Origin of the sequence: Acinetobacter sp. BEC1-S18-ESBL-01 (assembly GCF_014169935.1) — a bacterium.
GTDB classification, from domain to species: Bacteria; Pseudomonadota; Gammaproteobacteria; order Pseudomonadales; family Moraxellaceae; genus Acinetobacter; species Acinetobacter pittii.
This window is the reverse complement of sequence record NZ_AP022302.1, coordinates 3,402,811-3,426,852: the sequence shown is the minus strand read 5'-3', so window position 1 is coordinate 3,426,852 and position 24,042 is coordinate 3,402,811. Positions and strand designations below refer to the sequence as shown.

The window sequence follows — 24,042 nt, the reverse complement described above, 5'->3', positions numbered from 1 at the left end:
GAAAAATGTTGTACATTCAATGTGTAAAGATAGGGAATAAGAAAAGATGTGTATTGTGGCTTTAGCATGGCATGTTCTGGATGATATGCCCTTATGTCTTATGTCAAATCGGGATGAGTTCTACCATCGACCAACAGCTTTATTACATCAGTGGCAACATACACCGATTATTGCTGGGCAAGATTTACAGTCGGGTGGGACTTGGATGGGCGTTACACCTCAAGGCCGATGGGCTGTCTTGACCAATTTTAGGGATGGACGAGATCAGAAATCATATGAAACCTCTCGGGGGCATTTAGTTCAGGCTTTTTTAGAGTCAGATTTATTGCCGATTCGATTTGCTCAACAATTAGAACAGCAGCAACAGAACTTCGCTGGCTTTAACCTGTTTATGGGAAATGCTGATCAAGCGGTTTATATGAGTAACCGTGGTGAAGCCCCGCAAGTATTAGCAAATGGTGTTTATGTGGTTTCAAATGGTTTGATGTCTGAACATTGGGAAAAAACCAGACATTTAAGAACACGTTTTACGCAAGAGTTTTTGCCTATGCTTCAGCACCAGACGGAAGAGTTAACTTTGCAACATGCTGCATGGGATATTCTTGAAGATGAACGTAAGGTCACAACGGCATTATTACCCAATACGGGCATTCAGCCAGAAATGGAAGAGTTATTATCATCGACTTTTATTCAAAGCCCTGTGTATGGCACACGTTGTTCAAATTTTTTAAGAATGACCAATAACGAATGGCTTTGGTTGGAAAAGACCCAACAAGGCGAGCATGGTGGGCAAATTGTTCAGCAACAGGTTCTCTTAAATCGATGATAATAAAAATGCCGATCAATTGACCGGCATTTTTAATCATCTAAGAATTAACCCACGATCACACCGCCATCTTTACGGGTAATCACAACAGTTGCTGAGCGTGGACGCGCAGTTTTGTTGCTTGGATCTTTCTGGGTTGCTGGCCAGTTACTTTCTGGTGTCGAGTAACTTGCAGAATCTTCGCCAGGGTGTTGAACATTAATGAAAATTGCTTTGTAGTCAGGTGTCATCGCAATACCTGTAATCTCACATTGCTTAGGTCCCACCAAGAAACGGCGCAAAGTTGAGTCTGTAACTTTAGCACCGACTAAAGTTTGCTGACCATTTGAGGTAGTTGCAGGAGCACCATCTCCAATCTGGCCTGGTAGCGCAGCAAGCATCATACAGTTAGTGACATCAGTATATGCGCCATCATCTGTTTGAATCCAAAGTACGCCACGTGGGTCGAACCACATACCATCTGGAGATGACAAATCATTGTTGTCTGTTAAACCAGATAGGTTGATGTTTGAAGCCATAGATGCTTCTGCACCAAATAGGTAAATATCCCATTTGAAGGTTTCAGCAGTCGTTTTGTCATCAGTTTCTTTAAAACGGATAATATGACCGTTCACGTTACCCTTTTGCTCTTTAGTGCCGTTGTAGAGGTCTGTGTAGTTACGTGGGTTTGCAGCATCGGTCGCGTAATCTTTACCACGATTTGAGTTATTGGTTAGGGTGACATAGACCTCGCCGTTTACTGGGTTGACCGTACACCATTCTGGGCGGTCCATTTTTGTAGCACCGACTGCATCGGCGGCTAAACGTGCAAATGTGACAACGTCAGCTTGAGATTTAAATGGGTAGGTCGTGTTGCTTTCATTTAAGCCATTTTTGCTATAAGCAAGTTCAATCCATTGACCTGAACCATCGTTATTAAACTTGGCAACATACAATTTACCTGCGTTCATGTATTTGTCGCCAACTGCATAACCGCCATTTATATCTTTAGCATCCCACACTGCGGTAGAGACGAATTTATAGATGTACTCACCGCGAGAATCATCGCCCATATAAAATGCTAATGGTTGACCTACAACGGCACGGCAAGCACTGTCTTCATGTGCAAAACGACCAAGTGAAGTACGTTTAACTGGGTTTTGACGTCTATCAAATGGATCAATCTCGACCATCCATCCGAATGTATTTGGACCGTTGCGGTAGTCTTGGGTAGCTTGTGCAGCTTTTACGTCGGCATTCCAGCGGTCATATAAGTCTTGTGACTCTACTTGACCAATTGCTGTTTCCCAGCCGTAACGAGAACTTGCACCTAAATAAATTTGTCGTCCTTGTTCATCAACGTTAGGGATTAACTCACCATTTTTATCTTTTTCATAAATGATTTTGCCCTCGGTATCTTTTTTAGGGGCACCTTTCTCATCTTTCTCATAACGATAGAGCTCATCTTTTTTAACACCTAACCCATAACGCTTTAATGCAATTTTTTCTGCATCTGTACGTGCATATTCATCGCTACCTGAACGTTGGAAATAACCAATAAAGTTTTCTTCAGTGGTTAAGTATGTGCCCCAAGGTGTATAACCATTACCGCAGTTATTATGAGTACCGCGAGTTTTACTTGCAGTAGGGGAGAAGCGAGTTGCGAGCAAGCCAGAACCAGCTGCTGCACCTTTAAAATCCATCTCTGTTGATGCTGTAATACGACGGTTAAAAGCAGAACTTTTATCAATTGTTACTTTTTGAGTTGCAGCATCTTTTTTAATGTGAACAATAGATACGCCATGTGCATTTGTTTCACGAATGACCTCATCTTCAGGACGGCGACCGTCAACCTTAGTTGGGCCTTTTGGGTGAAGGAAAGTTTGATTGATATATTCGTGATTCATGACCAACAAACCTTGCGCTGAAGCACTCTCGTCAAAGCGGTTTGTTGAAGTATTTAAACCAAAATAATGCATACCATCATGACAGTCACCTGAACGGAACTGGAAGCTTGGGCCAGATGGAATATTATTATCGTCCCAGTCGCCAAAAGCAGGGTTGATTGAATCACCCAAAGCAAAAATGACATTCGCTTCATAACCTTCAGGTACAGTCACAAGATCATTATGGTTTTTCGCAACTGCGGTAAAAGTTAATTTTTCTGGTTTTTTATTTGGATCTACAGGTGTGGTTCCACCGTTGTTAGAACCTGAATCATCATCGCTATCATTACAGCCTGTTAATGTAGAGGCTAAAGTTAATGCTACAGCACCACTTGCTGCTTTAGTAATTAAACTACGGCGACTGATGTGTTGTTCTAAAATGTCACGAAAGTGGATGTTGTCAGAAGTATTATTGTCCAGTTCTTGGTCTTCATGATATGGCGACAGCTCTGTCATGGGGAATTCCTAAGTAAATAAAGAGATTGTTCTAAAATTCTTCATGAGCTTAGTTTGTGAATGTGACGAGGTGTTGACGTTTTGATGATAAGTTAATGAAAAGTTCTGTAATTTTTCATTTAATTTTCATAAAAAGTAAAAGTTGAATGTAAAAATATTAAAGCTGACCTTAGCCAGCTTTAATATTTAGAGAGGTTATGAAAAATTATTTAGTTGTGACTGAAGGGGCAATTGGGTCTGCTGTAATATAGCCGACGTTAGCACTATAACCATTGTTGTAATTTTGGTTAATTAATGCCTTAACATCCTCAGGTACACTACTACTATCGCCTGGATGTTGGAAGTTGCTCATGATGTAAGTCCAACCGTTGATTGAATCTACCGCATGTAAACCTGTTGACTCTGCACCTGCAGGTGTAGAAAGTAAACGTGTTAACTCTTTGGTATCTACATTGTATGCCCACAAGAAGTTGTTCACGTGGTTACCTGAGTCTTCACCAATGAATAATGTGCGTAAAGTTTCAGAGAACTTCAGATTGTCTGGGCTAGCAATTTTGTCTGGATTCGCTGTATTACCTAAACTATCTTTCGCAGCAAGATCTTCACCCATGAGTAGCATATATGAGTAAAGAGGAACCCACTCGCTATTGATTGCGCTACCTTCGTTGTCTGTAAAGCTATTACCTAACTTGTGTGCAAGCACGCCACCAGCAGTAATCTTTTTAGAGAACGCGACATTATGTCCAGCGACATAACCTTTACCGCCAATGACCATTGAATCTTGAATATTAGCTAAAGCAGAGTAAGCAACTTTATCTTTAATATTTACGTTAGTACCTTCCATCTTGGTGAACGCCATACTTGCACCTTTTAGTGCTGCATAACGATGTGTTTCCAAGAAAGCTGCTGCTTTTTCCATGCCTGGTTTAAGTTTGACCCAAAGCTGTTTCTTTGCCAAAGTGATTTCAGTATAGCTCGCATCATTTGGATTGGTTGTTAAACTTTCCATGATGTCAGTTGACTTAATCCCACCAGCAACTAAATCCTCAATTTCTTTACTTGTCGCATGGCCAAGTTTGATCCATTGAATGCTAGCAGTTGAGGTTTCAGTTAGCGTATTGATGTATTTAGCAACATACAATGTACCTGCAGATAAATCTTTTTCTTTATCTGCAACGAACATGAAGAAACCACCATTGGTGTAGTCATCTCCCATAAGTGCTGTACGGTTGTCTGGCATAACATGGATAAGTTCGTGAGAAATACGACCCAAACAATAGTGCTTTTTAATGCTACCTGTACCATCAGGGTTAACCGTTACTTCTGGCAAATGACCGTAGTTATATGGGTTTGCTTTGGTTTCATCACCAAAGAAGTATTTACCAAGATATTTTGGATCTGTACCGCCAATACCTTGATTGAATGCATCTGGCTCGTATTCTTCACTTGATAAGTGAGTGTTCCAAGGTGATAAGCTAGCACCGCAAGTAATCCATAAACCGTGTACTGGAGCAGTATCAACATTGAAGTATTTTTTAAGTTCTAGGTGACCTGTTTTTTGGTCTTGATCTAAAGTTAAAATTGCGATTGGTGAAGGTAATTGACCGTAAGTATCACCACCTGCTTGGTCTTTAGAGTTGTATTCAAATTGAACGACATGGAACACTGGGTTTGCTACGCCTTCAACTTTCGCACCTTCTAATTGAATTAGAGATGAACCATCTGGACAGTCTGAAAAGAACTGACGCTCTTTACCAGCAACTGACTTATCCATAATTGGATTGCCGTTAACATCAAAATAACCACCCGCGATAATCGTTCCACCACCAAGTTTTGGTACGCTATCACCAGTTTTAAAGAAAGGTTTATAAGCGAGTTGGTATTCAGTACTGGTTGAATTTTCCCAATCAATTTTTAATTTAGAATTCACTACAGTTGTTGCACGATCAGCTGCAGTTGTTGGCGCTGGCATTGCTGTGAATTTTGCATTTTTAAATTTGCTTGGTTGTGGTGTTGGAGTGACTACTGAGCTGTCATCACTATCATTACAACCTGCTAATGTTGCTGCCGTAGCCATCGCTCCTAATGGTAGAAAAGGAATCCCCGAAAACCATTTTAAAATTTCGCGACGCGTTGGTTGAGTAGAAGCAGTTGTCATAAGAAATCCGTAAATTTTGTGGGTATATTTGTTGAGTTGATTCTATGGACTGAAAATGACACTTTTCTTACATTTTTAAGTCACTTTGAAGACAGTTTATTGCTTTGTAGATTAAAAAGTGCTCTACATAAAAAAGCCTGAACTTGTAGGCTCAGGCTTTTTCTTAGAAATCATTTTATTCAGCAGAGTGGTTTTTTCTTTTCTCAAGAATTTTACCAAAGAGCAGGCCGAGCTCAAAAAGCAACCACATTGGAATTGCTAACATCACCATTGAAATTGCATCTGGCGGTGTAATAAACATAGCTACAAAAAAGCATCCAACAATGATAAAACGTCGCTTTTCAGCAAGGCTTTTTGTATTTACCACACCGATTAAAATAAGGAGGAGCGTCGCGATTGGAATTTCAAAAGTCAGTCCAAATACTAAAAATAACTTTAAGCAGAAGCTTAGGTAGCTATTAATATCCGTCATCGGTGCAACAGTTTCAGGCGATACACTGATAAAGAAATGTAAAATTGCCGGAAGAGTAATGTAGTATGCAAAAGCAACACCCGCATAAAACAAGACAATACTACCGATGAGTAATGGTAGTGCTAAATGACGTTCTTTTTGATAGAGTGCTGGACGAACAAATGACCAGATTTCATAAAGAATAAATGGCATTGCCAGCACAAGTGCGACAAATAAATTGAGTTTAAAAGGCGCCATAAAGGTTGCAGTGACATCTGTTGCAATCATTGACGAGGAGGTTGGAAGTTGCAGCCTCAAAGGTTCAGATAGTAATTGGTAAGTATTATTTCTAAAAGGTAATAAGCAAAAAAATAAAAATAAGGTTACTCCGACAATCCTAAATAAATGACGTCGTAAAACGACCAAATGGCTCATGATTGGCATTTGGTCTAAATTTTCCTGATTATTTACAGTGGTTGAAGGCAGTTGGTTCATACGGCAATCTTCAATTTAACAGGTGATGTCTCTGAAATATCAGTGGATGATGCTAAAGGCATAAATTTTCTAATGTATGGGACTTTATAATGGCCTGATATAGGAAGACATATCCGAATAGGTTGGGGCACTGATTTGGTTGCCTCAGCCTTATTTATATTTTCAGAAATATTCTGCTTTTGAATTTCTTCAAGCTGTTGTTGTACTTTACGTTCTAGTGCTTCAATGCGGTTGAGTTCTTCTTGCATTTCTTTTCGAAACTCAGAAAGACGCAACTCTTGATCAATCTCATTTTGCAAATTGGTAATATAACGTTTTAGGCGAACATACCAACGACCAGCAAAGCGTGCAGCTTCTGGAAGTTTATCCGGGCCTAAAACTAAAATTGCAATAATTGCAAAACAGAGTAGCTCTGTCATTCCTACATCAAGCATGGTCGAAAACCTTTAGCTTTTTACTGATGTGCTGTCAGGTGTTTTGACTTGGGCATCAATTGTACGTGGAGTATTAAGAGCAGTAGTCTCATCTTCTTCACGAACTGATTTTTTAAAGTCTTTTACTGCACCGCCTACGTCTTTACCAATATTTTTTAATTTAGACGTTCCGAATAATAAAATAACGACAATTGCAAAAATAACGACATGCCAAATAGATAAACCGGCCATGATCTTATACCTCTTTTCAGTTTGCTTTATATCAACAGGTTGCCATGACAGGAATGTGACATTTATATGTCATTTTTAAGACAATGAATGGCTGTCAAAACCTAAAAAGTTCATTTTATAAACTGAATATCTTCTTTTTTTATTTATATATAGTTTGAAAAGAGTCACTTAAATTACTTGAAATGGAGAGTACATTTCATTTTGAAAAGGTGTAGCATAGCAAGCTGGTTTTGATGAGCAAGAGGAGAGAGCGTGGCGCTACTACTGCCTATATTGGCATTTATCACAGGACTTCTACTTGCTCAGACTTCCATTGCAGAAACCATAAAACCTATTCTTTCAGCTTGGCTTGCCCGCTTACTAATTCCAATTGTGATTATTTACAACATGGTATTTTATCAGCCAGGTAGTTTGAGTTTGATGCTGTTTAGCTTCGGTTCAGCATTTCTTATTTTCTTTGCCTATTTAGCTCTATTTAAAGATAGATTATTAGCGCTATGCGTGAGTTATACCAACATGGGGTGGCTTGGCTTTCCCTTTGCCATGGCTTTATTTGGTCCTGATGCTACGGCCCCTATTGTGGCTTTATATATTGGTATGTCTCTTTTTGGAAATGCATGGGCTGTTACGGCAGTCACCACTGCACCACAAAGTAAGCTCAACATATTAAAAAAGGTTTTAACCTCTCCACCGTGTATTTCAATATTCTGTGCACTTTTACTTAGGTCGTTAGGTGCTCAACATATCGAGCATCCTGCTATACATTGGGTATATGAAGTTGCTAAGTTTGTCATGACTTTTGCTGGTATGTGTGTGCTGGGAATGTGGCTACGCCGTACTCGAGTGCATTTGAAAGATTTAATTTACAGTACTAAAGCTCAAGCATTTAAAGTAGTGTGCGGATTTATTCTCTGTGGCTTAACTTATAGGTTTTTACCCATTCCAAATATTTCTCAGCAAATTGGAGTGATGTTTTTAATGTTCTGTCTGCCACCAGCAGCGAATATTGTAGCGCTAGAAACACATTATCAAGGAACTGGTAGATCTGCGGCTTATATCGCCTCAGGCACGATTGTGAGTTGTGTGTGTATTGCGATTTATGCAGTGTTTTTACACATGTTCGTCTAATTAATTATTTAATTCTAACCCTACACTTGCTTGTGCGAAGGCGGCATGGATGCCGCCAGTTAGACTGTGGCACATGAACGTACCATCAGTCTAACAAAAGATTTTTGCTTACTTTTCATCTTTGAAAAGTAAGGTCTGCCTATACAAAGTTTAATATATTCTAACGCTGCATATTGTGGCCATGTGATCAACTTACTTCTGCAAGCTCTCTTTAAATAACTGCATCGCTTGCCCACGATGACTAATCTTATTCTTGTCTTCTTTAGACAATTCAGCGCTAGACACTTGTAGCTCAGGCAACCAGAACAATGGGTCATAACCAAAGCCATTTTCGCCACGTGCAGCTTCTAAAATTTCACCGTGCCAGATGCTTTGGAAAATTTGTGGTAAAGGATCTTCAGCATGCGTCACTAAAGCAAGTACACATACAAACATACCTTCAATCACTTCACCATTTTTACGGTAGGGCAAAAGGTCATTTAATAATTTTGCATTATTCGCTGCATCGTCACCATGTTCTCCAGCATAGCGTGCTGAATAAATGCCAGGTGCGCCGCCTAAGACTGGTACACAAATACCAGAGTCGTCAGCCATAGCAGGTTTACCTGAAATTTTAGAGGCATGACGAGCTTTAATAATCGCATTTTCAATAAAGCTTAAACCATCTTCAATTGCATCAGGAATATTAAGGCGACCTTGAGGAATAATTTCTACTGGTAACTTCAGCTGTTCAAAAAGTTTTTCAAACTCTGCGACTTTACCTTTGTTATTGCTGGCAAGAACTAAACTGCCCTGATCAAACCAATGTGGGGTAGACATAATAAAACCAAACTTTATAGCTAATATCGAACAGCAGTTATGTTACGTGTTTTTTGGAAGGGGATATAGAGGAAAACAAATAGAATATAAAATGGGGTAACCTAAACTAAAGCCACCTTGTAGAGCATACAAGGTGGCTTTAGTCGAGTAAGGTTTTTTACGGATGAACCGTTATTATTGTGCTTGAATCCATTTGTCCGCACGGTCACGTGCTGTACGGATTTGTTCTTGAGTTAAGTTCGCTGCTAGAGCAGTTTTCTTACCTTCAGATAGGCTAATCACTTTATTGTCGAGCATGCCATCACGAGTTGAAAGCTCATACCACTGGTAAGCACCAACGTAGTTTTTCTTTTGCTCTTCCATCATCGCAAGGTTATAGCTTGCACGGTTATCACCATTGCTTGCTGCTTTTTCAAAGTATTTACGAGCCATAGACTCATCTTTTTTAACACCAATACCGTCGGCATACATGCGGCCTACGTTTAATTGTGCTGGCGATAAACCTTGATCCGCTGCTGCCTTAAACCATGCGAAAGCCTGTTTGTCATCTTTTGCTACATCTTTACCATATTGATAATGGGTACCAAGATAAAACTGTGCGCCTGCTTGACCAGCTTTTGCTGCTTTCTGAAGATCGTTAATCCCCATTGTTGAAAAACGTGCAGCCTGACTCGCAACCGATTGTGGCTGGGCGATATAATCTGCATGAGCCTGCATACTTAGCAGTCCTGCAAATAGTGTGCTAAATAATGTCTTTTTCATAGTGCACTCACTCGATAAATAGCGACTTCACCAAACAAATTCGGAACATGTTTGCTTAACAGGCTTCCCTGCTGATTTCCATTGACGGCGAGTCGATTAATAATTTGTATCTGATTTTCAGCACATAGTGCTTCGAAATCTTTAAATGTACATAAATGAATGTTGGGGGTGTTATACCACATATATGGTAGAGCATCCGATACAGGCATCATTCCTTTTAAGGCAAGAAAAGAGCGAGTCTTCCAATGCGCAAAGTTTGGAAAAGTAATAATTGCCTGTTTACCCACACGCACCATGTCTCTTAATAAAACATCGGGTGCATCTACGGCTTGCAAAGCTTGTGCCATAACCACATAGTCAAAGGACTGGTCTGCAAAGCGGCTTAAGCCGAGATTCAAATCTTGTTGAATAATATTTAACCCGCGACTGACGGCAATTGCAATCTTTTCTTGATCAATTTCTAAACCATAAGCACGAATTTGATGCTTTTGGCTCATATGAGCGAGTAATTCACCGTCACCACACCCTAAATCGAGTACGCTTGAGCCGGGTTTAATCCACTTTTCTGCCAGTTGTTGATCAATACGCATTAGCTTGCCTCCAGTGATGTCGATTTTAAGTGTTCTTCACCGCCTAAGAAAGCGCGCATGGTTTTGACATACAGTGGAATCGGGAATAAGAACGAGTCATGACCTTGTTCAGCATCAATGTCGAGATAACTTACTGGCTTATGATTGGTAATAAGTGCATCTACAATTTCTTGTGAGCGGCTTGGTGCAAAACGCCAGTCAGTTGTGAACGAGACAATCAAGAACTGGCATTTAGTTTTGCCCATCGCTTCAGTTAAAGAATGACCGTACTCACGAGATGGGTCAAAATAATCTAAAGCTTTAGTCATGATGAGATAGGTATTGGCATCAAAGTTACGGCTGAACTGTTCACCTTGATAACGTAGATAGCTTTCGACCTGAAACTCGACATCAAAACCGTACATAAATTTGCCAGATTTTAAATCACGGCCAAATTTTTGTTTCATGGCTTCTTCTGAAAGATAGGTGATATGACCGACCATGCGAGCCAAAATTAGTCCGCGTTTCGGGTAACTATCATTTTCTAAGTAACGACCATGATGGAAGTCTGGATCAGACAGAATTGACTGACGTGCCACTTCGTTAAATGCAATATTTTGTGCTGAAAGCTTTGGTGCACTGGCAATAATCACACATTTTTGTAGGCGGTCAGGGTAGTCTACGGACCATTGTAGTGCTTGCATGCCTCCTAATGATCCACCAACCACTGCATACCAGACATCTACACCCAAACGGTCAGAAAGCATGGCCTGAGTTTTAACCCAGTCGCGTACTGTTACTAATGGAAAATCAGGTCCATAAGGGCGATTGTCATTTTCAGGATTTGGTGAGGTCGGGCCAGTTGAGCCATTACAGCCACCAATATTATTGAGCGAAACTACAAAAAACTTATTTGTATCGATTGCCTTACCCGGGCCAATACAACTATCCCACCATCCAGCTTTTTTATCATCTTCGTGGTGATAACCCGCTGCATGATGATGTCCGGAAAGAGCATGACAGATTAAAATTGCATTTGATTTATCAGCATTTAAAGTGCCGTAAGTTTCGACCATTAGTTCAAAACGTGGCAAAACACGATCACATTCAAGGTGTAATGGTTCTTCAAATTGGAACTTTTGCGGAGTGACTAACCCCACTGAATCAGCTGGAAAAGACACGGGAACATTTCGCCTTTTAAATCTTTCAGGAATAAAAAGAAAGGATACCAAGCTAGGTATCCTTTCCAAAGTCTTTTTTTTAATTAAACAGCGGCGGCAACAACCTGATCTGTACTTAAAACACCTTGATCAATCAAACGGTTGGTACACGCAATAATTGCTTCAATGGACGAGGTGACTGTATTGTCATGAACACCAGCACCAAACGAACCTTTACCAGTACCTTTTACTTGAAGTTCAATTAAGGTTAAGGCTTTCGCATTTGCACCTGAACTAATACTACGTTCTTCATAGTTCAATACGTCAATTGGTAATTGAAGTGCATTTAAGAATGCAGAAATTGGTCCATTACCTTCACCACGAAGCTGTTGTGTTTCACCTTCGACATCAATATCAAGTTCGATAATTTGAGTGCCGTTAATATCAGATAACTTGTAGTGTTTGACTGTGTAATGATGATTCTTCACATCAACATACGCATCTTTAAATAAGGTCCAGATTTCTTTAGCGTTAATTTCTGTACCGTTCTCATCAGCATATTGTTGAACAACTTGGCTGAATTCGATTTGTAAGCGACGCGGCAATACAACGTTATAGTTTGATTCTAATAAATAAGCGATACCACCTTTACCAGACTGACTATTTACACGAATTACAGCATCGTAGTCACGGCCCAAATCTTTCGGGTCGATTGGTAAGTAAGGCATATCCCAGATTTCTTCGTTTTTCTGGTATTCGAAGCCTTTTTTGATCGCATCCTGATGTGAGCCAGAGAATGCAGTAAATACCAAGTCGCCTGCATATGGATGACGAGGGTGTACAGGCAAGCCAGTACATTCTTCAACCGTTGCAATCACTTCATTAATATTAGAAAAATCTAACTCAGGCGCTACGCCTTGGGTATACATGTTTAATGCAATTGCTGCAACGTCAACGTTACCTGTACGTTCACCATTACCGAACACACAGCCTTCAACACGGTCAGCACCCGCCATAATGGCAAGTTCTGATGCAGCAATACCACAGCCGCGGTCATTGTGGCAGTGAACAGAAATGATTACGCCATCACGACGCGCCAAATTACGATGCATCCATTCAATTTGGTCTGCATAAACATTTGGTGTAGAAACTTCTACAGTCGCTGGCAAGTTTAAAATCACTTTATGATCTGGACGTGCATCCCAGATTTCTGTGACGGCATCACAGACATCTTTAGCGACTTCTAATTCAGTTGCAGAGAAACATTCTGGACTGTATTGGAAAATCCAGTCAGTTTGAGGATATTGAGCCGCATACTCTTTAACTTTTTGAGCAGCATTAATTGCTAATTGTTTTGCGCCATCAACATCTACATTCAACACCTTTTGACGGAAGGTTGGAGAGTTCGAGTTATAAATATGTACAATCGCTCGTTTAGCGCCTGCCAAAGATTCAAAAGTACGTTCAATTAAATGGTCACGTGCTTGAACCAAAACTTCAATGTATACGTCATCAGGAATATGATTTTCTTCGATCAACATACGAGTAAAATCGAAGTCAATTTGAGACGCAGAAGGGAAACCGATTTCAATATGTTTAAAACCGATTTTCACAAGCATTTTGAACATTTTGAATTTTTGTTCCATGTTCATCGGTTCAAAAATTGCTTGGTTACCGTCACGTAAATCGGTACTCATCCAGATTGGCGCTTTTGTAATTTCGTTATTTGGCCATTGGCGATCTGGTAAATCCACACGTTGGTACATACGGCGGTATTTTTTGCTAGGGTCAGCCAACATCATGAGAAAACTCCTTGTCTCGTAGCGCGGTTGCTCTGGATATATTTAAAAGGCAACGTCTCTACTTAATATATGGTATCTAATTCAGAAAAATTAAAGGTAATTTTGAAGTGCTGCTTTAAAAAGCAGACAAAATTTTTATACGCGCGCTTGGCGCAGCATCAGGAGTTGCAGATGATGTCTTGCTTGAGTAGGCGGGGCAAACAAGTAATTCGTTTTCATCTCTAGACCGTGAAATAATAAGTTTGGTGGTTTGCAGGTAATCTTGTTATTTAGATATATCACATCTAAACAATGATTACACCTTGTGCAAAATTCTTATCATAATTTTAGTTAAATAGTTTAGAAAATAATTTTCTAATTTTGCGCTATTTTATTTTTTATGGAAAATTATTTTCATATTCTTGCCTTTTTAAGGAAAAAAAGTTTGTTAAGAATTAAAAAGGCAAAAATAAATATAGTTACAGTTCTGACCACATACGAATTAAATTATGATAAATGTTGGTGAGTTTCATGACTTCTGGGTAGTTATCGCCGTGTGATTTGCGTAGTTCTCGAATGCTCTCATCAAGATTAAATAAGAGATGGCGTTTACTATCGTCTCGAACCAGACTTTGTACCCAGAAAAAAGAAGCAAAACGAGTACCAGAGGTAATACTGCTGACTTCATGTAGGCTAGTAGAAGGGTAGAGCACCACATCACCTGCCGGTAATTTGACTTCGTGATAACCATAAGTGTCTTCAATCACTAGGTCACCACCTTCATATTCATCTGGTTCACTTAAAAATAATGTACAAGATAAATCAGTGCGTAGCTGTTCAGAAGTTCCACGGATAAGGCGAATCGAGTTATCTACATGGAAACCAAAGCTTTCATGTTCATCATAACGATTAAAAAGCGGTGGAATAATTTTGTGGGGTAGGGCTGCGGCCTGAAACACTGGATTTTGCCAAATTGCTTTGATGACGAGTTCACTTAAATGATGAGTAAGTGGGTCCTCTTCTGAGAGTTGCTGATTTCTTTTCACTGAAGCAGACAAGGTGCCGGCAGTCACTTTCCCACCTACCCAATTGGCGTCCTCCATGAGCTTACGAAACTCGGCAACTTGCTCTTTGCTTAAAACACTGGGGATATGATGAATCACGGCAAACACCTTTTAAGATATATTCTATTTGTAAAAATAGCCTCATGATGAGGCTATTTTATAGAAAACTAAATGAAATCCATAAAAATATTATGGGATTTAGGATTAATATTTAAAGTTAATTGCTAACACTGCGTTACGACCTTCACCCTCATTTGCATAATGAGCTGCATGGGCACTAGTAAAGTAACGTTTGTCAGAAATATTATTAACATTTAATTGTAGATCTACATTTTCATCAACTTTATACTGAACCATTGCATTGTAAATAGTGAATGCAGGTAAGATTTTGGTTGAAGTCAATGCGGTATTTGGATTTGTGTTTGCATACACTTGGTCACGGTATTGTGCACCTGCGCCTACGGTTAGTTTTGGTAGAACTTTATAAGTGGTCCATAAGCTTGCACTATTTTTTGCAACGAATGGTAGAGGTTTGCCTTCTTGAGCAACAGCATTGTAGGCAGCTTTTTCAACTTCACTATCAAGATAGCTATAACCTACAGCCATTTCCCATTTATCGGTAATATGACCAGTTAAACCAAGCTCAAAACCATCAACTTTACTTTCACCAGCATTGGTTGTGGTGTTTGCATCAACTGCAATACGCGTATTTTGCTTTTCGGTACGGAAAATTGCGGCTGTAACATTCGCGCGATTTTCCCAAAGGCTCCATTTTGTTCCCACTTCATAAGTACGAGCTTTTTCTGGATCTAAAGCCTGATTCGATGCAGACAGGCCATCAATATCAGCATCCATACCTACTGGGTTAGCAGCGGTAGCATAGCTTGCATAAATACTGCCATGTTCAGTTGGACGGAATACTACGCCAGCTTGATACGAGAAGAAATCAGAGTCATTGGTATACACAGTTCCAGCAGGCGTAGTAGTGCTGCCACTTACGTAGTCCTTATTGAACTTTAACTCTGAATCGAATTTATCCCAACGCGCACCTAAATTGAGCAACCAGTATTTATTGAATTCAATGCTATCTAAAGCATAAATAGATACTGTTTCATTGGTTGATGTTCTTTGTTTTGGATTCGTTGTTAATGAACCTAACCATGGAGCATTCCCAGATGGATTTGTTAAACTGGTACACCACCCATCATTATTTTTACACGTATTATCAAAGCCAGTTGTCGTTGTTCCCTTATAACCAGGGTAGATGATGTTATATGAGCCACGCTCAGTCTCTTCACGACTATATTCAGCACCTACATTAAAACTATGTGTAAGCTGACCAGTTTTAAGTTTCCCGGCTAAAGATAGTTGATCTGTGAACGCTTCTGTTTCACGAATAGATTGTGTAACACGGCGCCAAACTTGATTTTTATAAATGTTGCTCTTAGAGTCATCTGGGTTAGTGTAGATATAGTCTGCTTTAGAGCGGCTATAGCTTGCTGTGTTACTAAGTGTTAGATCATCATTAAAGTCATGTTCTAACTTCAATGAGCCAATATGGTTTTCGCGTTTGTCGAAATCACGCGCTTTCCAACCAAAATATGCTCCTTGCTTAACAGCGACAGGCTTACCATCTCCTTTTTCTGCACCAGCAGGAACATTTGATTTCGGTGTACCATCATTATTAACAAGGTTTGGGTTATTGAATGGAATACCTGAATCAGGTTCATCATTACTTTTTAAGAAGTAATAGCTTAATGTAGCTCGGTTTGCAGAACCTAAGCCGAGCGCTAGGCTCGGTGCAATACCAACACGAGCGTATTCGGCTCCATTACTTTGACCAGGTTTGTCATTTTCATGGCCCATAACAACAACACGGCCAGCAACACCATTGCCAAAGTCTTTGTTGGCATCAAGCTGAATATGACGGTAGTTGTCTGTACCACCCGCAACAGATCCTTGATAAACATTACCTTCATGGGCAATTTTTGGAATAAGGTTAATGCTGCCACCAATCCCGCTTCCCCCAGTTAAAGCAGAGCTTGAGCCCTTGATGACTTCAACTTGTTCAATCGCAAATATGTCACGAGTTTGAGCTGTTGCATTACGAACACCATCAACATAAATAGAAGATTGGCCGTTATAACCACGAATATAAGGAATATCTGTATATGGAACGCCGCCTTCACCAGCACCAAGTGTAATACCTGGTTCATTGCGTAGAGCTTCGAGTAGGGTATTTGAATTCGTTTCTTGAAGTAGCTTTTGGGAAAGAATTGACACCGATTTTGGCGTATCTTTTAGCGGAGCTACAAATTTCGCGTTCGCAGACTGATCTATTTTCAATGATTCTGCTTGATTTGCTTCAGCATGCACATTAATAGTTTTTAATACTTCAACTTGTTCTTGTGCGATAGCAGCGGTTGCTATCACAGAGAGAGAAGAAGCAATTGCAGACGATACAATTTTCTTGCGGGTTTTGATGAAAGACATAATTTCAGGACTTTAAATCATAAAGGTTATGCGAATAATAATAATTCTTATTTATATGTACAGTTTGTGTTAATTGGATTTGTCGATAGAATTGTGAAGGAAATGTGAAAGGTTGGATGGGTTTTAGTATTAAAAAATAGCTAATTATTTGTTTGTGTTTAATTGTTTTAAAAAGCGATAAATTTATGAAAAATGATTGTAAATTTAGATTTATAAAGAATAACTAAAAAATTAGTTTTACTTAAGTACTTATGAAAAATATTTAAAGAATCATAAAATTACTGTGAAATTTACTAGAATAATGTCCTTCACTTACATGAAGTGATCGGTTAATTTTGTATATCTTGAAAGTTGTCATATAATACAGCACTTTTTTAAAAACTGTTCCTACTAACTAATTTTTATCGAGGAAGCCATGCAAGTAACGACTGAAGCGGTTTCGGGCGTTGCCCGTCGTTTAAATGTGTCTGTACCGACGAGCCGTATTAACGAGCAATTTGAAGCTCGTTTGAAGCGCACTGCCAAAACTGTGAAGATCAACGGCTTCCGTCCAGGTAAAGTACCTGAAAACGTTGTTCGTCGCGAATACGGTGCAAGCATTTATCAAGAAGTTGTAAATGACATCATTCGTGATAGCGTTTTTGAAGCAATTCAACAAGAAAAAATCAATGCGGTAGGTATGCCGAACATTGAGAAAGTTGAACATAAAGAAGACGCTTTAGTTTTTGAAGCAACTGTAGAAGTTTATCCAGAAGTTGAAGTAAAAGCATTTGACGACTTAGAAGTTGAACGTAAATCAGCTGAAATTAAAGATGCTGACGTTGACGCTATGATCGAAAACTTGCAAAAACAACGTCAAACTTGGGCTGTAACCAAGGGTATGGCGAAAAAAGACATGCAAGTGACTTTTGACTTTGAAGGCACTATTGATGGTGAGAAGTTTGAAGGCGGTTCTGCTGAAGACTTTAAACTTGTGTTAGGTTCAGGTCGTATGATCCCTGGCTTCGAAGATGGCATCATTGGCATGAAAGCTGGTGAAGAGAAAGTAATTGACGTTACTTTCCCTGAAGATTACCAAGCTGAAAACTTGGCTGGTAAAGCAGCTCAGTTCAAAATCACTGTGAAGCAAGTTGAAAAATCTAAACTTCCAGAAATTGATGCTGAATTCTTAAAAATCTTCGGTGTAACTGAAGAAGAAGGCGTTGAGAAGTTAAAAGCTGACGTTCGTAAGAATATGGAACGTGAAGTTCGCAATGGTTTACGTAACCAAGTTAAACAAGCTGCTTTTGATGCTCTTGTTGCTGCGAACGAAGTTGAAGTTCCAACTGCTATGGTTGCTCAAGAAATTGACCGTCAACGTCAACAAATGGTTCAACAGTTCACTCAACAATTTGGTGGTGCAGGTGCGCAATCTTTTGACAAGAGCATGCTTCCTGACGAATTGTTTAAAGAACAAGCAGAGCGTTCTGTTAAGCTTGGCGTATTGGTAAGCAAAGTTTTAGCTGATGCTAAACTTGAAGTTGACCAAGCTCGCGTTGATGCTTACATTGACGACATGGCTTCTTCTTACGAAGATCCAACTGAAGTGATCGAATACTTCAAAAATGATGCTCAACAACGTGCTCAAATCGAAGCAGTTGTATTAGAAGATCAAGTTGTTGATCACATCTTAGCTGGTGCTAAAGTGACTGACAAAGCTGTATCTTATGATGACTTATTGAAAGAACAACAAGCTCGCCGTATGGGCTAATCTTTTAAGAAGTCAGAAAAAGGCGCCTGAGGCGCCTTTTTTGTTTTTCTTTATGTGGTCAATTAGAGTGCGGCATTAAGTACTTAGGTATAAATAATATAATATTTCAGTGCGAACCTTTTGCAATTTGAGAAATTATCCCGCATATTGTTGCCATAGGTTAAGTCACAAAAAATTTAGGAATAAATAACGTATGTATGTTCCAACAATTGAAAATGCTTTAGTTCCTGTTGTGGTTGAACAATCTTCTCGCGGCGAACGTTCTTTTGATATTTATTCACGACTTTTACGTGAGCGCGTCATTTTTCTGACAGGTGAAGTTGAAGACAATATGGCAAATTTGATTGTTGCCCAAATGTTGTTTTTAGAAGCTGAAAATCCTGATAAAGATATCCACCTTTATATCAACTCTCCAGGTGGATCTGTGACAGCGGGCATGGCCATTTATGACACGATGCAGTTTATTAAGCCTGATGTTGTGACATATTGTATGGGTCAAGCTGCTTCAATGGGTGCATTTTTATTAAATGCGGGCGCTAAAGGCAAACGCTATTGTTTAGAAAATGCCCGTGTCATGATTCATCAACCATTGGGTGGTTTCCGTGGTCAAGCATCGGATATTGAAATCCATGCGCGTGAAATTCTCTTTATTAAAGAGCGCTTGAACCGCTTAATGGCAGAGCACAGTGGTCAAGACTATGAAACCGTTGCTCGTGATACTGACCGCGATAACTTTATGACAGCCCAAGCTGCTAAAGAATATGGTCTGGTTGATCAGGTGTTAAGTAAGCGTCCATAAGGACCTTCTTATATAAATAACTTGAGATGTTGAAAAAGATCTCCATTTAGTTATTTATGCAGTGCATCTTGCCCTAATATTTAAGATTCTATTTGTGGAGTGAATATGTCCGAACATCCTCAAGGACAAAAACATTGTTCATTTTGCGGTAAAACGCAGTCTGAAGTCGGGAAACTGATTGCAGGTGAGGACGCATATATTTGTAATGAGTGTGTGGATGTCTGCTTAGACCTTGTACAAACCAGCCAACAGGTTGAAGCAGGGGACTGGGCGAGTAAGGCATTGCCAAAACCACATGAAATACGTGCTGCGCTTGATCAATACGTTATTGGTCAAGATCTTGCCAAAAAGACATTATCTGTTGCGGTTTATAACCATTATAAACGCTTGAAAGTTGGTCATAATGGCCATGTGTCTAAAGAAGTAGAAATTGCTAAAAGTAACATTCTACTGATTGGACCAACTGGTTCAGGTAAAACTTTACTTGCGCAAACATTAGCTCGCCTTTTAGATGTTCCATTTGCAATGGCGGATGCAACAACATTAACCGAAGCGGGTTATGTGGGTGAAGATGTTGAAAATATTGTGCAAAAGCTTTTGCAAAAAGCAGACTACGATGTAGAGAAAGCTCAGAAGGGTATTATCTATATCGATGAGATTGATAAGATTACTCGTAAATCTGAAAATCCATCAATTACGCGTGATGTGTCTGGTGAAGGTGTACAACAAGCATTATTAAAAATGATTGAAGGTACAGTTGCTTCGATTCCGCCTCAAGGTGGTCGTAAGCATCCACAGCAAGAGTTTATCCAAATTGACACCTCAAATATCTTATTTATTTGTGGTGGTGCATTTTCTGGTTTGGAAAAAATTGTACAACAGCGTCAAGAGAAAGGCGGTATTGGTTTTACAGCTGATGTTAAAAACAAAGATGAAACTAAAAAGCTTGCTGAATTGTTCCGTCAGGTTGAGCCAACTGACTTAGTGAAATTTGGTTTAATTCCAGAATTCATTGGTCGTTTACCAGTGATTGCGACACTTGAAGAGCTAGACGAAGAAGCTTTAATGCAAATTTTGACTGAGCCAAAAAATGCATTAACACGCCAGTATCAATATCTTTTCACTATGGAAAATGTTGATCTGATCTTTGAAGATTCTGCATTACGTGCTGTTGCTAAAAAAGCGCTTGAACGTAATACGGGTGCGCGTGGTCTACGTTCTATTATGGAAAACGTACTGCTTGAAACTATGTATGATTTACCAAGTCGTACAGATGTTGGAACAGTCATTATTAATGAAGCAGTTATTAATGGTGAAGCAGAACCTGTTTATCAGGCTGAACGCCAACCTAAAGAAGCTGCAACGCATGAAAGTGTTGCTAAGGCAGATTTAAAGGTTATTGATTCGAAGTCTGCATAGATTTCATTCATCTAAAAAGCATGAATCGCGTCAGTGATTCATGCTTTTTTTGTTTTCAATTTATATGGGTAGTGTTAATCTTAAAAATACAAAATACGCATAGTTTTGCGGTGTAAAAAATAAATCAAAAACAAAACGCTTTGAGGGATGCCATGCGTTATTTAATCGTATCTTTGTGCTGTGCCGGACTATTTGTGGGCTGTCAAAGTTCATCTCATTTAGAAAAAAATCCGAGTGAATTGACCGCGACTCTACCTAAAGTTGATGTTGAAAAAGAACCTGGTTTATTAGATCAATATCATTTAGGCGGTTTTACTGTAGGAGGGTGGGTCAACCAAAAATTGGGTCAGACTTTTACTCCAATCAAACCACAAAATGAACAGGCAGCTGTAGTTTATTTATATCGACCAGACACAAAATGGAATCGTCAGGAAATTGCAGCGATTAATCTCTTTGTGAATGGTAAACGCATTCCAAGTCTATTACATAATCATTATTACTGGATTGAGTTGCCAGCAGGAACGTATCGTCTTTCTGCGAGTCGCCCTTTACTTGGTATCCATTTTCAAGAACCAAAATATATTGATATCACTGTTGAGGCGGGAACGTCTTATTATTTGAAATATGATGAAGAAAATAAAATGGACCGAAGTGAACATACTGGTCCATTTATGTTAATGCAAGACAATATTGGACGTAGAGAGATAGCATTTACCGAGCTTAAATCCTCTAGCTATAATTTTGTTGCTGAAGATGCTTCAGGAAAGATCCGCCATAAACCACAAGAATTAAAGCCAGCTAAATATGATGAAAAATCAGATGTACATCTGATTAAGCCATTTAAATTATGGAATCCTTTAACTTGGTAATGAGCTGCAAAAGATAAAGAAAAGTTTAAGACTTTTCTTTATCTTTCATCAACGGTGCAAGAATTTTAAGCATCTCTTCTTGCATATGATCTCGTGCTTTAGGGTCATTAAATGTTTGCTGTCCCAACTCCATCATATATTCTGAAATTTGCCCCATAATCTGTACGTTTTTGCGCGTAATTGATTGGCCTTCTGGGGTTTTTAAAAATTTCAGATTAGCCTGAATTTCCTCTTCAGTATAAGTCTTAAGATAAATATCCTGTAAGGCTTGGGCGGTTTTTGGATTGCTAATGAGCTGATTGCTCGAATCTTTTAGGAGTAAACCTAACTTCTTCGCAGCCTCTTTTTCTTTTGGACCTAAAGTTTTGATACCCGTGATATTACTAACGATCTGTTCTGCCTGTTGATCATAGTAAGGTGTTAATTCATTAATTGATTCTTTAAGCAGGTAATCAATTTGGCTCATTTGCATGAGTTCTTTAACTGAACTTAATTTGGCAGGAGAGGCAAATAAGCTTGTGGTAATACAGCTTAGGCAGAGGCTGATTGAGAGATTTTTAAGAATAGGGCGAATAGTCATGAAATGACCTATATTCAATATTTGGCGAGAGGGTGCTTTCATTAATAGCATAGATTGACGAAGTAATTGTTACAATTCTTTTCAGATTTTAAAATAAAAAAAGAATGCATAAAAAAAGCACCGAATTCGGTGCTTTTCTTGATTAGCCAGCTGCTGCATCGACTACTGGAATTTTTCCAATTTTCGCTTGCCAGATTTTTGGAGCTACTGCGTGAATTGAAGTACCGTTTACATCAACTGCAACAGAAACTGGCATATCTTCAACTACGAATTTGTAGATTGCTTCCATACCTAAGTCTGCAAACGCAACAACTTCAGCTTCACGAACAGCTTTAGATACGAGGTAAGCCGCACCACCAACTGCCATTAAGTAAGTTGCTTTGTTGTCTTTGATTGCTTCAATTGCTGTAGGACCACGGTCAGCTTTACCGATCATACCGAATAGACCAGTATGCTCTAATACTTTACGTGTGAATTTATCCATACGTGTTGCAGTTGTAGGACCAGCAGGACCAACGACTTCATCACCCACTGGATCAACAGGGCCAACGTAGTAAATAAACTTACCTTTAAGATCAACTGGTAATTCTTCACCATTGTCGATCATTTCAACCATACGTTTGTGCGCAGCATCACGACCTGTGTACATTGTTCCGCTAAGAAGTAATGTGTCACCTGGTTTCCAAGAATCCATTTCTTCTTGAGTAATGGTATCAAGGTTTACACGTTTAGATTTTGAAGAATCCCAAGTTACAGATGGGTAGTCTTCAAGTTTTGGTGCTTGAATATGAGCTACACCTGTACCATCAAGCTGGAAGTGAGCATGACGAGTAGCAGCACAGTTAGGAATCATACCTACTGGTTTACCAGCAGCGTGACATGGGTAATCTTTAATCTTAATATCAAGAACAGTCGTTAAACCGCCAAGACCTTGTGCACCAATACCAAGTGCATTTACTTTTTCAAAGATTTCGATACGAAGTTCTTCGATTTTGTTCTCTGGTCCACGACGAAGTAATTCGTCCATGTTGATTTCTTCCATGAGCGCTTCTTTAGCAAGCATCATGGCTTTTTCAGCAGTACCACCAATACCAATACCGAGCATGCCAGGAGGACACCAGCCTGCACCCATAGTTGGAACAGTTTTAAGTACCCAGTCAACAATTGAGTCAGATGGGTTAAGCATCGCAAGTTTAGATTTGTTTTCTGAACCGCCACCTTTAGCAGCAACAGTAATATCTACTTTGTTACCCGGAACGAGTTTGTAGTGAATTACAGCAGGGGTATTATCTTTTGTATTTTTACGACCAAATGCAGGGTCAGCAAGTACAGAAGCACGAAGAACGTTGCTGTTTTCAAGGTAACCTTGGCGAACACCTTCATTTACTGCATCGTCTAAGCTCATCGTTAAATCAAATTTAACATCTAAGCCCACTTCAAGGAAAACGTTAACAATACCAGTATCTTGGCAAATTGGACGATGACCTTCCGCACACATGCGAGAGTTAATTAGAATCTGTGCAATTGCATCCTTTGCGGCTTTGTTTTCTTCGCGATCATAAGCACGGCTCATCGCTTGGATAAAGTCTTGCGGGTGATAGTACGAAATAAACTGTAGGGCGTCCTTGATCGATGTAATCAAGTCATCTTGTTTGATAATCGTTGTCATACCAGAAAATCTCTTGAGCGGGCTGTTAGCTAGCGGGCTAAATTATATGACAAAAAGAGGGTGTTGTGGGAGATTGGTTGATCTTTTGACCGAAAGTCGCATAAGAAGATATTGATGTGATTTAAATGCCAGAAATCGGAAAATTATTTATTTTTGAATGACTAAAATAAAAAAAGCCATTTGAGCGGATATCAAATGGCGAGA

At 39.4% G+C, this 24,042-nt stretch carries 20 protein-coding genes; 6 read left to right on the top strand and 14 right to left on the bottom strand.

Annotation, left to right across the window (positions count from 1 at the left end; genetic code table 11):
• The first annotated feature begins 46 nt into the window (after positions 1 to 46).
• On the top strand, positions 47 to 826 hold the full coding sequence (locus H7R46_RS16275; protein ID WP_005066100.1) for an NRDE family protein: 780 nt from the start codon (positions 47 to 49) through the stop codon (positions 824 to 826).
• Positions 827 to 873: 47 nt separating this feature from the next.
• Here H7R46_RS16275 and H7R46_RS16270 read toward each other — a convergent pair whose 3' ends face one another.
• From H7R46_RS16270 to H7R46_RS16250, 5 genes are all read right to left on the bottom strand, one after another.
• A complete protein-coding gene (locus H7R46_RS16270; protein WP_005066102.1) occupies positions 874 to 3,207 on the bottom strand; it encodes a PhoX family protein in 2,334 nt (777 codons plus the stop codon).
• A gap of 205 nt (positions 3,208 to 3,412) precedes the next feature.
• Positions 3,413 to 5,365 (bottom strand): PhoX family protein, encoded by a 1,953-nt coding sequence (locus H7R46_RS16265; RefSeq protein WP_005066103.1) that lies wholly within the window; start codon positions 5,363 to 5,365, stop codon positions 3,413 to 3,415.
• Positions 5,366 to 5,540: 175 nt separating this feature from the next.
• On the bottom strand, positions 5,541 to 6,311 hold the full coding sequence (gene tatC, locus H7R46_RS16260; RefSeq protein WP_002114673.1) for a twin-arginine translocase subunit TatC: 771 nt from the start codon (positions 6,309 to 6,311) through the stop codon (positions 5,541 to 5,543).
• A complete protein-coding gene (tatB, locus tag H7R46_RS16255; protein WP_005066105.1) occupies positions 6,308 to 6,745 on the bottom strand; it encodes a Sec-independent protein translocase protein TatB in 438 nt (145 codons plus the stop codon). Before tatB ends, tatC begins: the two co-directional genes overlap by 4 nt.
• Before the next feature lie 12 nt (positions 6,746 to 6,757).
• Positions 6,758 to 6,976, bottom strand: coding sequence for a Sec-independent protein translocase subunit TatA (locus tag H7R46_RS16250; RefSeq protein WP_002114991.1), 219 nt, complete (start codon positions 6,974 to 6,976; stop codon positions 6,758 to 6,760).
• 252 nt (positions 6,977 to 7,228) lie between these two features.
• On the opposite strand from H7R46_RS16250, the gene H7R46_RS16245 reads away from it, so the two are divergent.
• Entirely contained in the window at positions 7,229 to 8,104 is an 876-nt protein-coding gene (locus H7R46_RS16245; RefSeq protein WP_005066107.1) for an AEC family transporter, read from the top strand.
• Between the two features lie 192 nt (positions 8,105 to 8,296).
• Here the strand turns inward: H7R46_RS16245 and rdgB are convergent, their stop codons facing one another.
• From rdgB to H7R46_RS16210, 7 genes are all read right to left on the bottom strand, one after another.
• Positions 8,297 to 8,923 (bottom strand): RdgB/HAM1 family non-canonical purine NTP pyrophosphatase, encoded by a 627-nt coding sequence (gene rdgB / locus H7R46_RS16240; protein ID WP_005066109.1) that lies wholly within the window; start codon positions 8,921 to 8,923, stop codon positions 8,297 to 8,299.
• A gap of 174 nt (positions 8,924 to 9,097) precedes the next feature.
• Entirely contained in the window at positions 9,098 to 9,685 is a 588-nt protein-coding gene (locus H7R46_RS16235; RefSeq protein ID WP_005804213.1) for a tetratricopeptide repeat protein, read from the bottom strand.
• Complete coding sequence (metW, locus tag H7R46_RS16230; protein WP_001217230.1) at positions 9,682 to 10,275, bottom strand: methionine biosynthesis protein MetW; 594 nt, start codon at positions 10,273 to 10,275, stop codon at positions 9,682 to 9,684. Before metW ends, H7R46_RS16235 begins: the two co-directional genes overlap by 4 nt.
• Positions 10,275 to 11,435, bottom strand: a complete 1,161-nt coding sequence (gene metX, locus H7R46_RS16225; RefSeq protein ID WP_002114709.1) for a homoserine O-succinyltransferase MetX — start codon at positions 11,433 to 11,435, stop codon at positions 10,275 to 10,277. Before metX ends, metW begins: the two co-directional genes overlap by 1 nt.
• Before the next feature lie 83 nt (positions 11,436 to 11,518).
• Complete coding sequence (gene leuA / locus H7R46_RS16220) at positions 11,519 to 13,216, bottom strand: 2-isopropylmalate synthase (RefSeq protein WP_005066113.1); 1,698 nt, start codon at positions 13,214 to 13,216, stop codon at positions 11,519 to 11,521.
• 458 nt (positions 13,217 to 13,674) lie between these two features.
• The gene (locus H7R46_RS16215) at positions 13,675 to 14,358 is read right to left on the bottom strand and encodes a Fe2+-dependent dioxygenase (protein ID WP_005066115.1); all 684 of its coding nucleotides are present in this window, start codon (positions 14,356 to 14,358) and stop codon (positions 13,675 to 13,677) included.
• Positions 14,359 to 14,463: 105 nt separating this feature from the next.
• A complete protein-coding gene (locus H7R46_RS16210) occupies positions 14,464 to 16,752 on the bottom strand; it encodes a TonB-dependent receptor (RefSeq protein WP_005066123.1) in 2,289 nt (762 codons plus the stop codon).
• Positions 16,753 to 17,167: 415 nt separating this feature from the next.
• Here H7R46_RS16210 and tig point away from each other — a divergent pair, with 415 nt between their 5' ends.
• The 4 genes from tig (at position 17,168) to H7R46_RS16190 (ending at position 21,589) form a co-directional block, all read left to right on the top strand.
• Positions 17,168 to 18,502, top strand: a complete 1,335-nt coding sequence (gene tig, locus H7R46_RS16205) for a trigger factor (RefSeq protein WP_005066125.1) — start codon at positions 17,168 to 17,170, stop codon at positions 18,500 to 18,502.
• A 193-nt stretch (positions 18,503 to 18,695) separates the two neighbouring features.
• On the top strand, positions 18,696 to 19,301 hold the full coding sequence (gene clpP / locus H7R46_RS16200; RefSeq protein ID WP_002114870.1) for an ATP-dependent Clp endopeptidase proteolytic subunit ClpP: 606 nt from the start codon (positions 18,696 to 18,698) through the stop codon (positions 19,299 to 19,301).
• 105 nt (positions 19,302 to 19,406) lie between these two features.
• On the top strand, positions 19,407 to 20,720 hold the full coding sequence (clpX, locus tag H7R46_RS16195; protein WP_002114726.1) for an ATP-dependent Clp protease ATP-binding subunit ClpX: 1,314 nt from the start codon (positions 19,407 to 19,409) through the stop codon (positions 20,718 to 20,720).
• A gap of 152 nt (positions 20,721 to 20,872) precedes the next feature.
• Positions 20,873 to 21,589: a DUF2846 domain-containing protein gene (locus tag H7R46_RS16190; protein ID WP_005066126.1), complete on the top strand. Its 717-nt coding sequence runs from the start codon at positions 20,873 to 20,875 to the stop codon at positions 21,587 to 21,589.
• Positions 21,590 to 21,614: 25 nt separating this feature from the next.
• Here the strand turns inward: H7R46_RS16190 and H7R46_RS16185 are convergent, their stop codons facing one another.
• Complete coding sequence (locus tag H7R46_RS16185) at positions 21,615 to 22,169, bottom strand: DUF2059 domain-containing protein (RefSeq protein ID WP_004794750.1); 555 nt, start codon at positions 22,167 to 22,169, stop codon at positions 21,615 to 21,617.
• 142 nt (positions 22,170 to 22,311) lie between these two features.
• Entirely contained in the window at positions 22,312 to 23,838 is a 1,527-nt protein-coding gene (locus tag H7R46_RS16180) for a fumarate hydratase (RefSeq protein ID WP_005066127.1), read from the bottom strand.
• Positions 23,839 to 24,042 lie beyond the last annotated feature (204 nt).

Bases quoted from the DNA above. Each gene is read 5' to 3' on its own strand.
- clpP (WP_002114870.1), top strand. From the start codon at position 18,696: ATGTATGTTCCAACAATTGAAAATGCTTTAGTTCCTGTTGTGGTTGAA.
- H7R46_RS16270 (WP_005066102.1), bottom strand. From the start codon at position 3,207: ATGACAGAGCTGTCGCCATATCATGAAGACCAAGAACTGGACAATAAT.
- metW (WP_001217230.1), bottom strand. From the start codon at position 10,275: ATGCGTATTGATCAACAACTGGCAGAAAAGTGGATTAAACCCGGCTCA.
- H7R46_RS16210 (WP_005066123.1), bottom strand. From the start codon at position 16,752: ATGTCTTTCATCAAAACCCGCAAGAAAATTGTATCGTCTGCAATTGCT.
- H7R46_RS16265 (WP_005066103.1), bottom strand. From the start codon at position 5,365: ATGACAACTGCTTCTACTCAACCAACGCGTCGCGAAATTTTAAAATGG.
- H7R46_RS16275 (WP_005066100.1), top strand. From the start codon at position 47: ATGTGTATTGTGGCTTTAGCATGGCATGTTCTGGATGATATGCCCTTA.
- rdgB (WP_005066109.1), bottom strand. From the start codon at position 8,923: ATGTCTACCCCACATTGGTTTGATCAGGGCAGTTTAGTTCTTGCCAGC.
- H7R46_RS16185 (WP_004794750.1), bottom strand. From the start codon at position 22,169: ATGACTATTCGCCCTATTCTTAAAAATCTCTCAATCAGCCTCTGCCTA.
- H7R46_RS16235 (WP_005804213.1), bottom strand. From the start codon at position 9,685: ATGAAAAAGACATTATTTAGCACACTATTTGCAGGACTGCTAAGTATG.
- tatB (WP_005066105.1), bottom strand. From the start codon at position 6,745: ATGCTTGATGTAGGAATGACAGAGCTACTCTGTTTTGCAATTATTGCA.
- H7R46_RS16250 (WP_002114991.1), bottom strand. From the start codon at position 6,976: ATGGCCGGTTTATCTATTTGGCATGTCGTTATTTTTGCAATTGTCGTT.
- H7R46_RS16180 (WP_005066127.1), bottom strand. From the start codon at position 23,838: ATGACAACGATTATCAAACAAGATGACTTGATTACATCGATCAAGGAC.
- leuA (WP_005066113.1), bottom strand. From the start codon at position 13,216: ATGATGTTGGCTGACCCTAGCAAAAAATACCGCCGTATGTACCAACGT.
- tatC (WP_002114673.1), bottom strand. From the start codon at position 6,311: ATGAACCAACTGCCTTCAACCACTGTAAATAATCAGGAAAATTTAGAC.
- clpX (WP_002114726.1), top strand. From the start codon at position 19,407: ATGTCCGAACATCCTCAAGGACAAAAACATTGTTCATTTTGCGGTAAA.
- tig (WP_005066125.1), top strand. From the start codon at position 17,168: ATGCAAGTAACGACTGAAGCGGTTTCGGGCGTTGCCCGTCGTTTAAAT.
- H7R46_RS16190 (WP_005066126.1), top strand. From the start codon at position 20,873: ATGCGTTATTTAATCGTATCTTTGTGCTGTGCCGGACTATTTGTGGGC.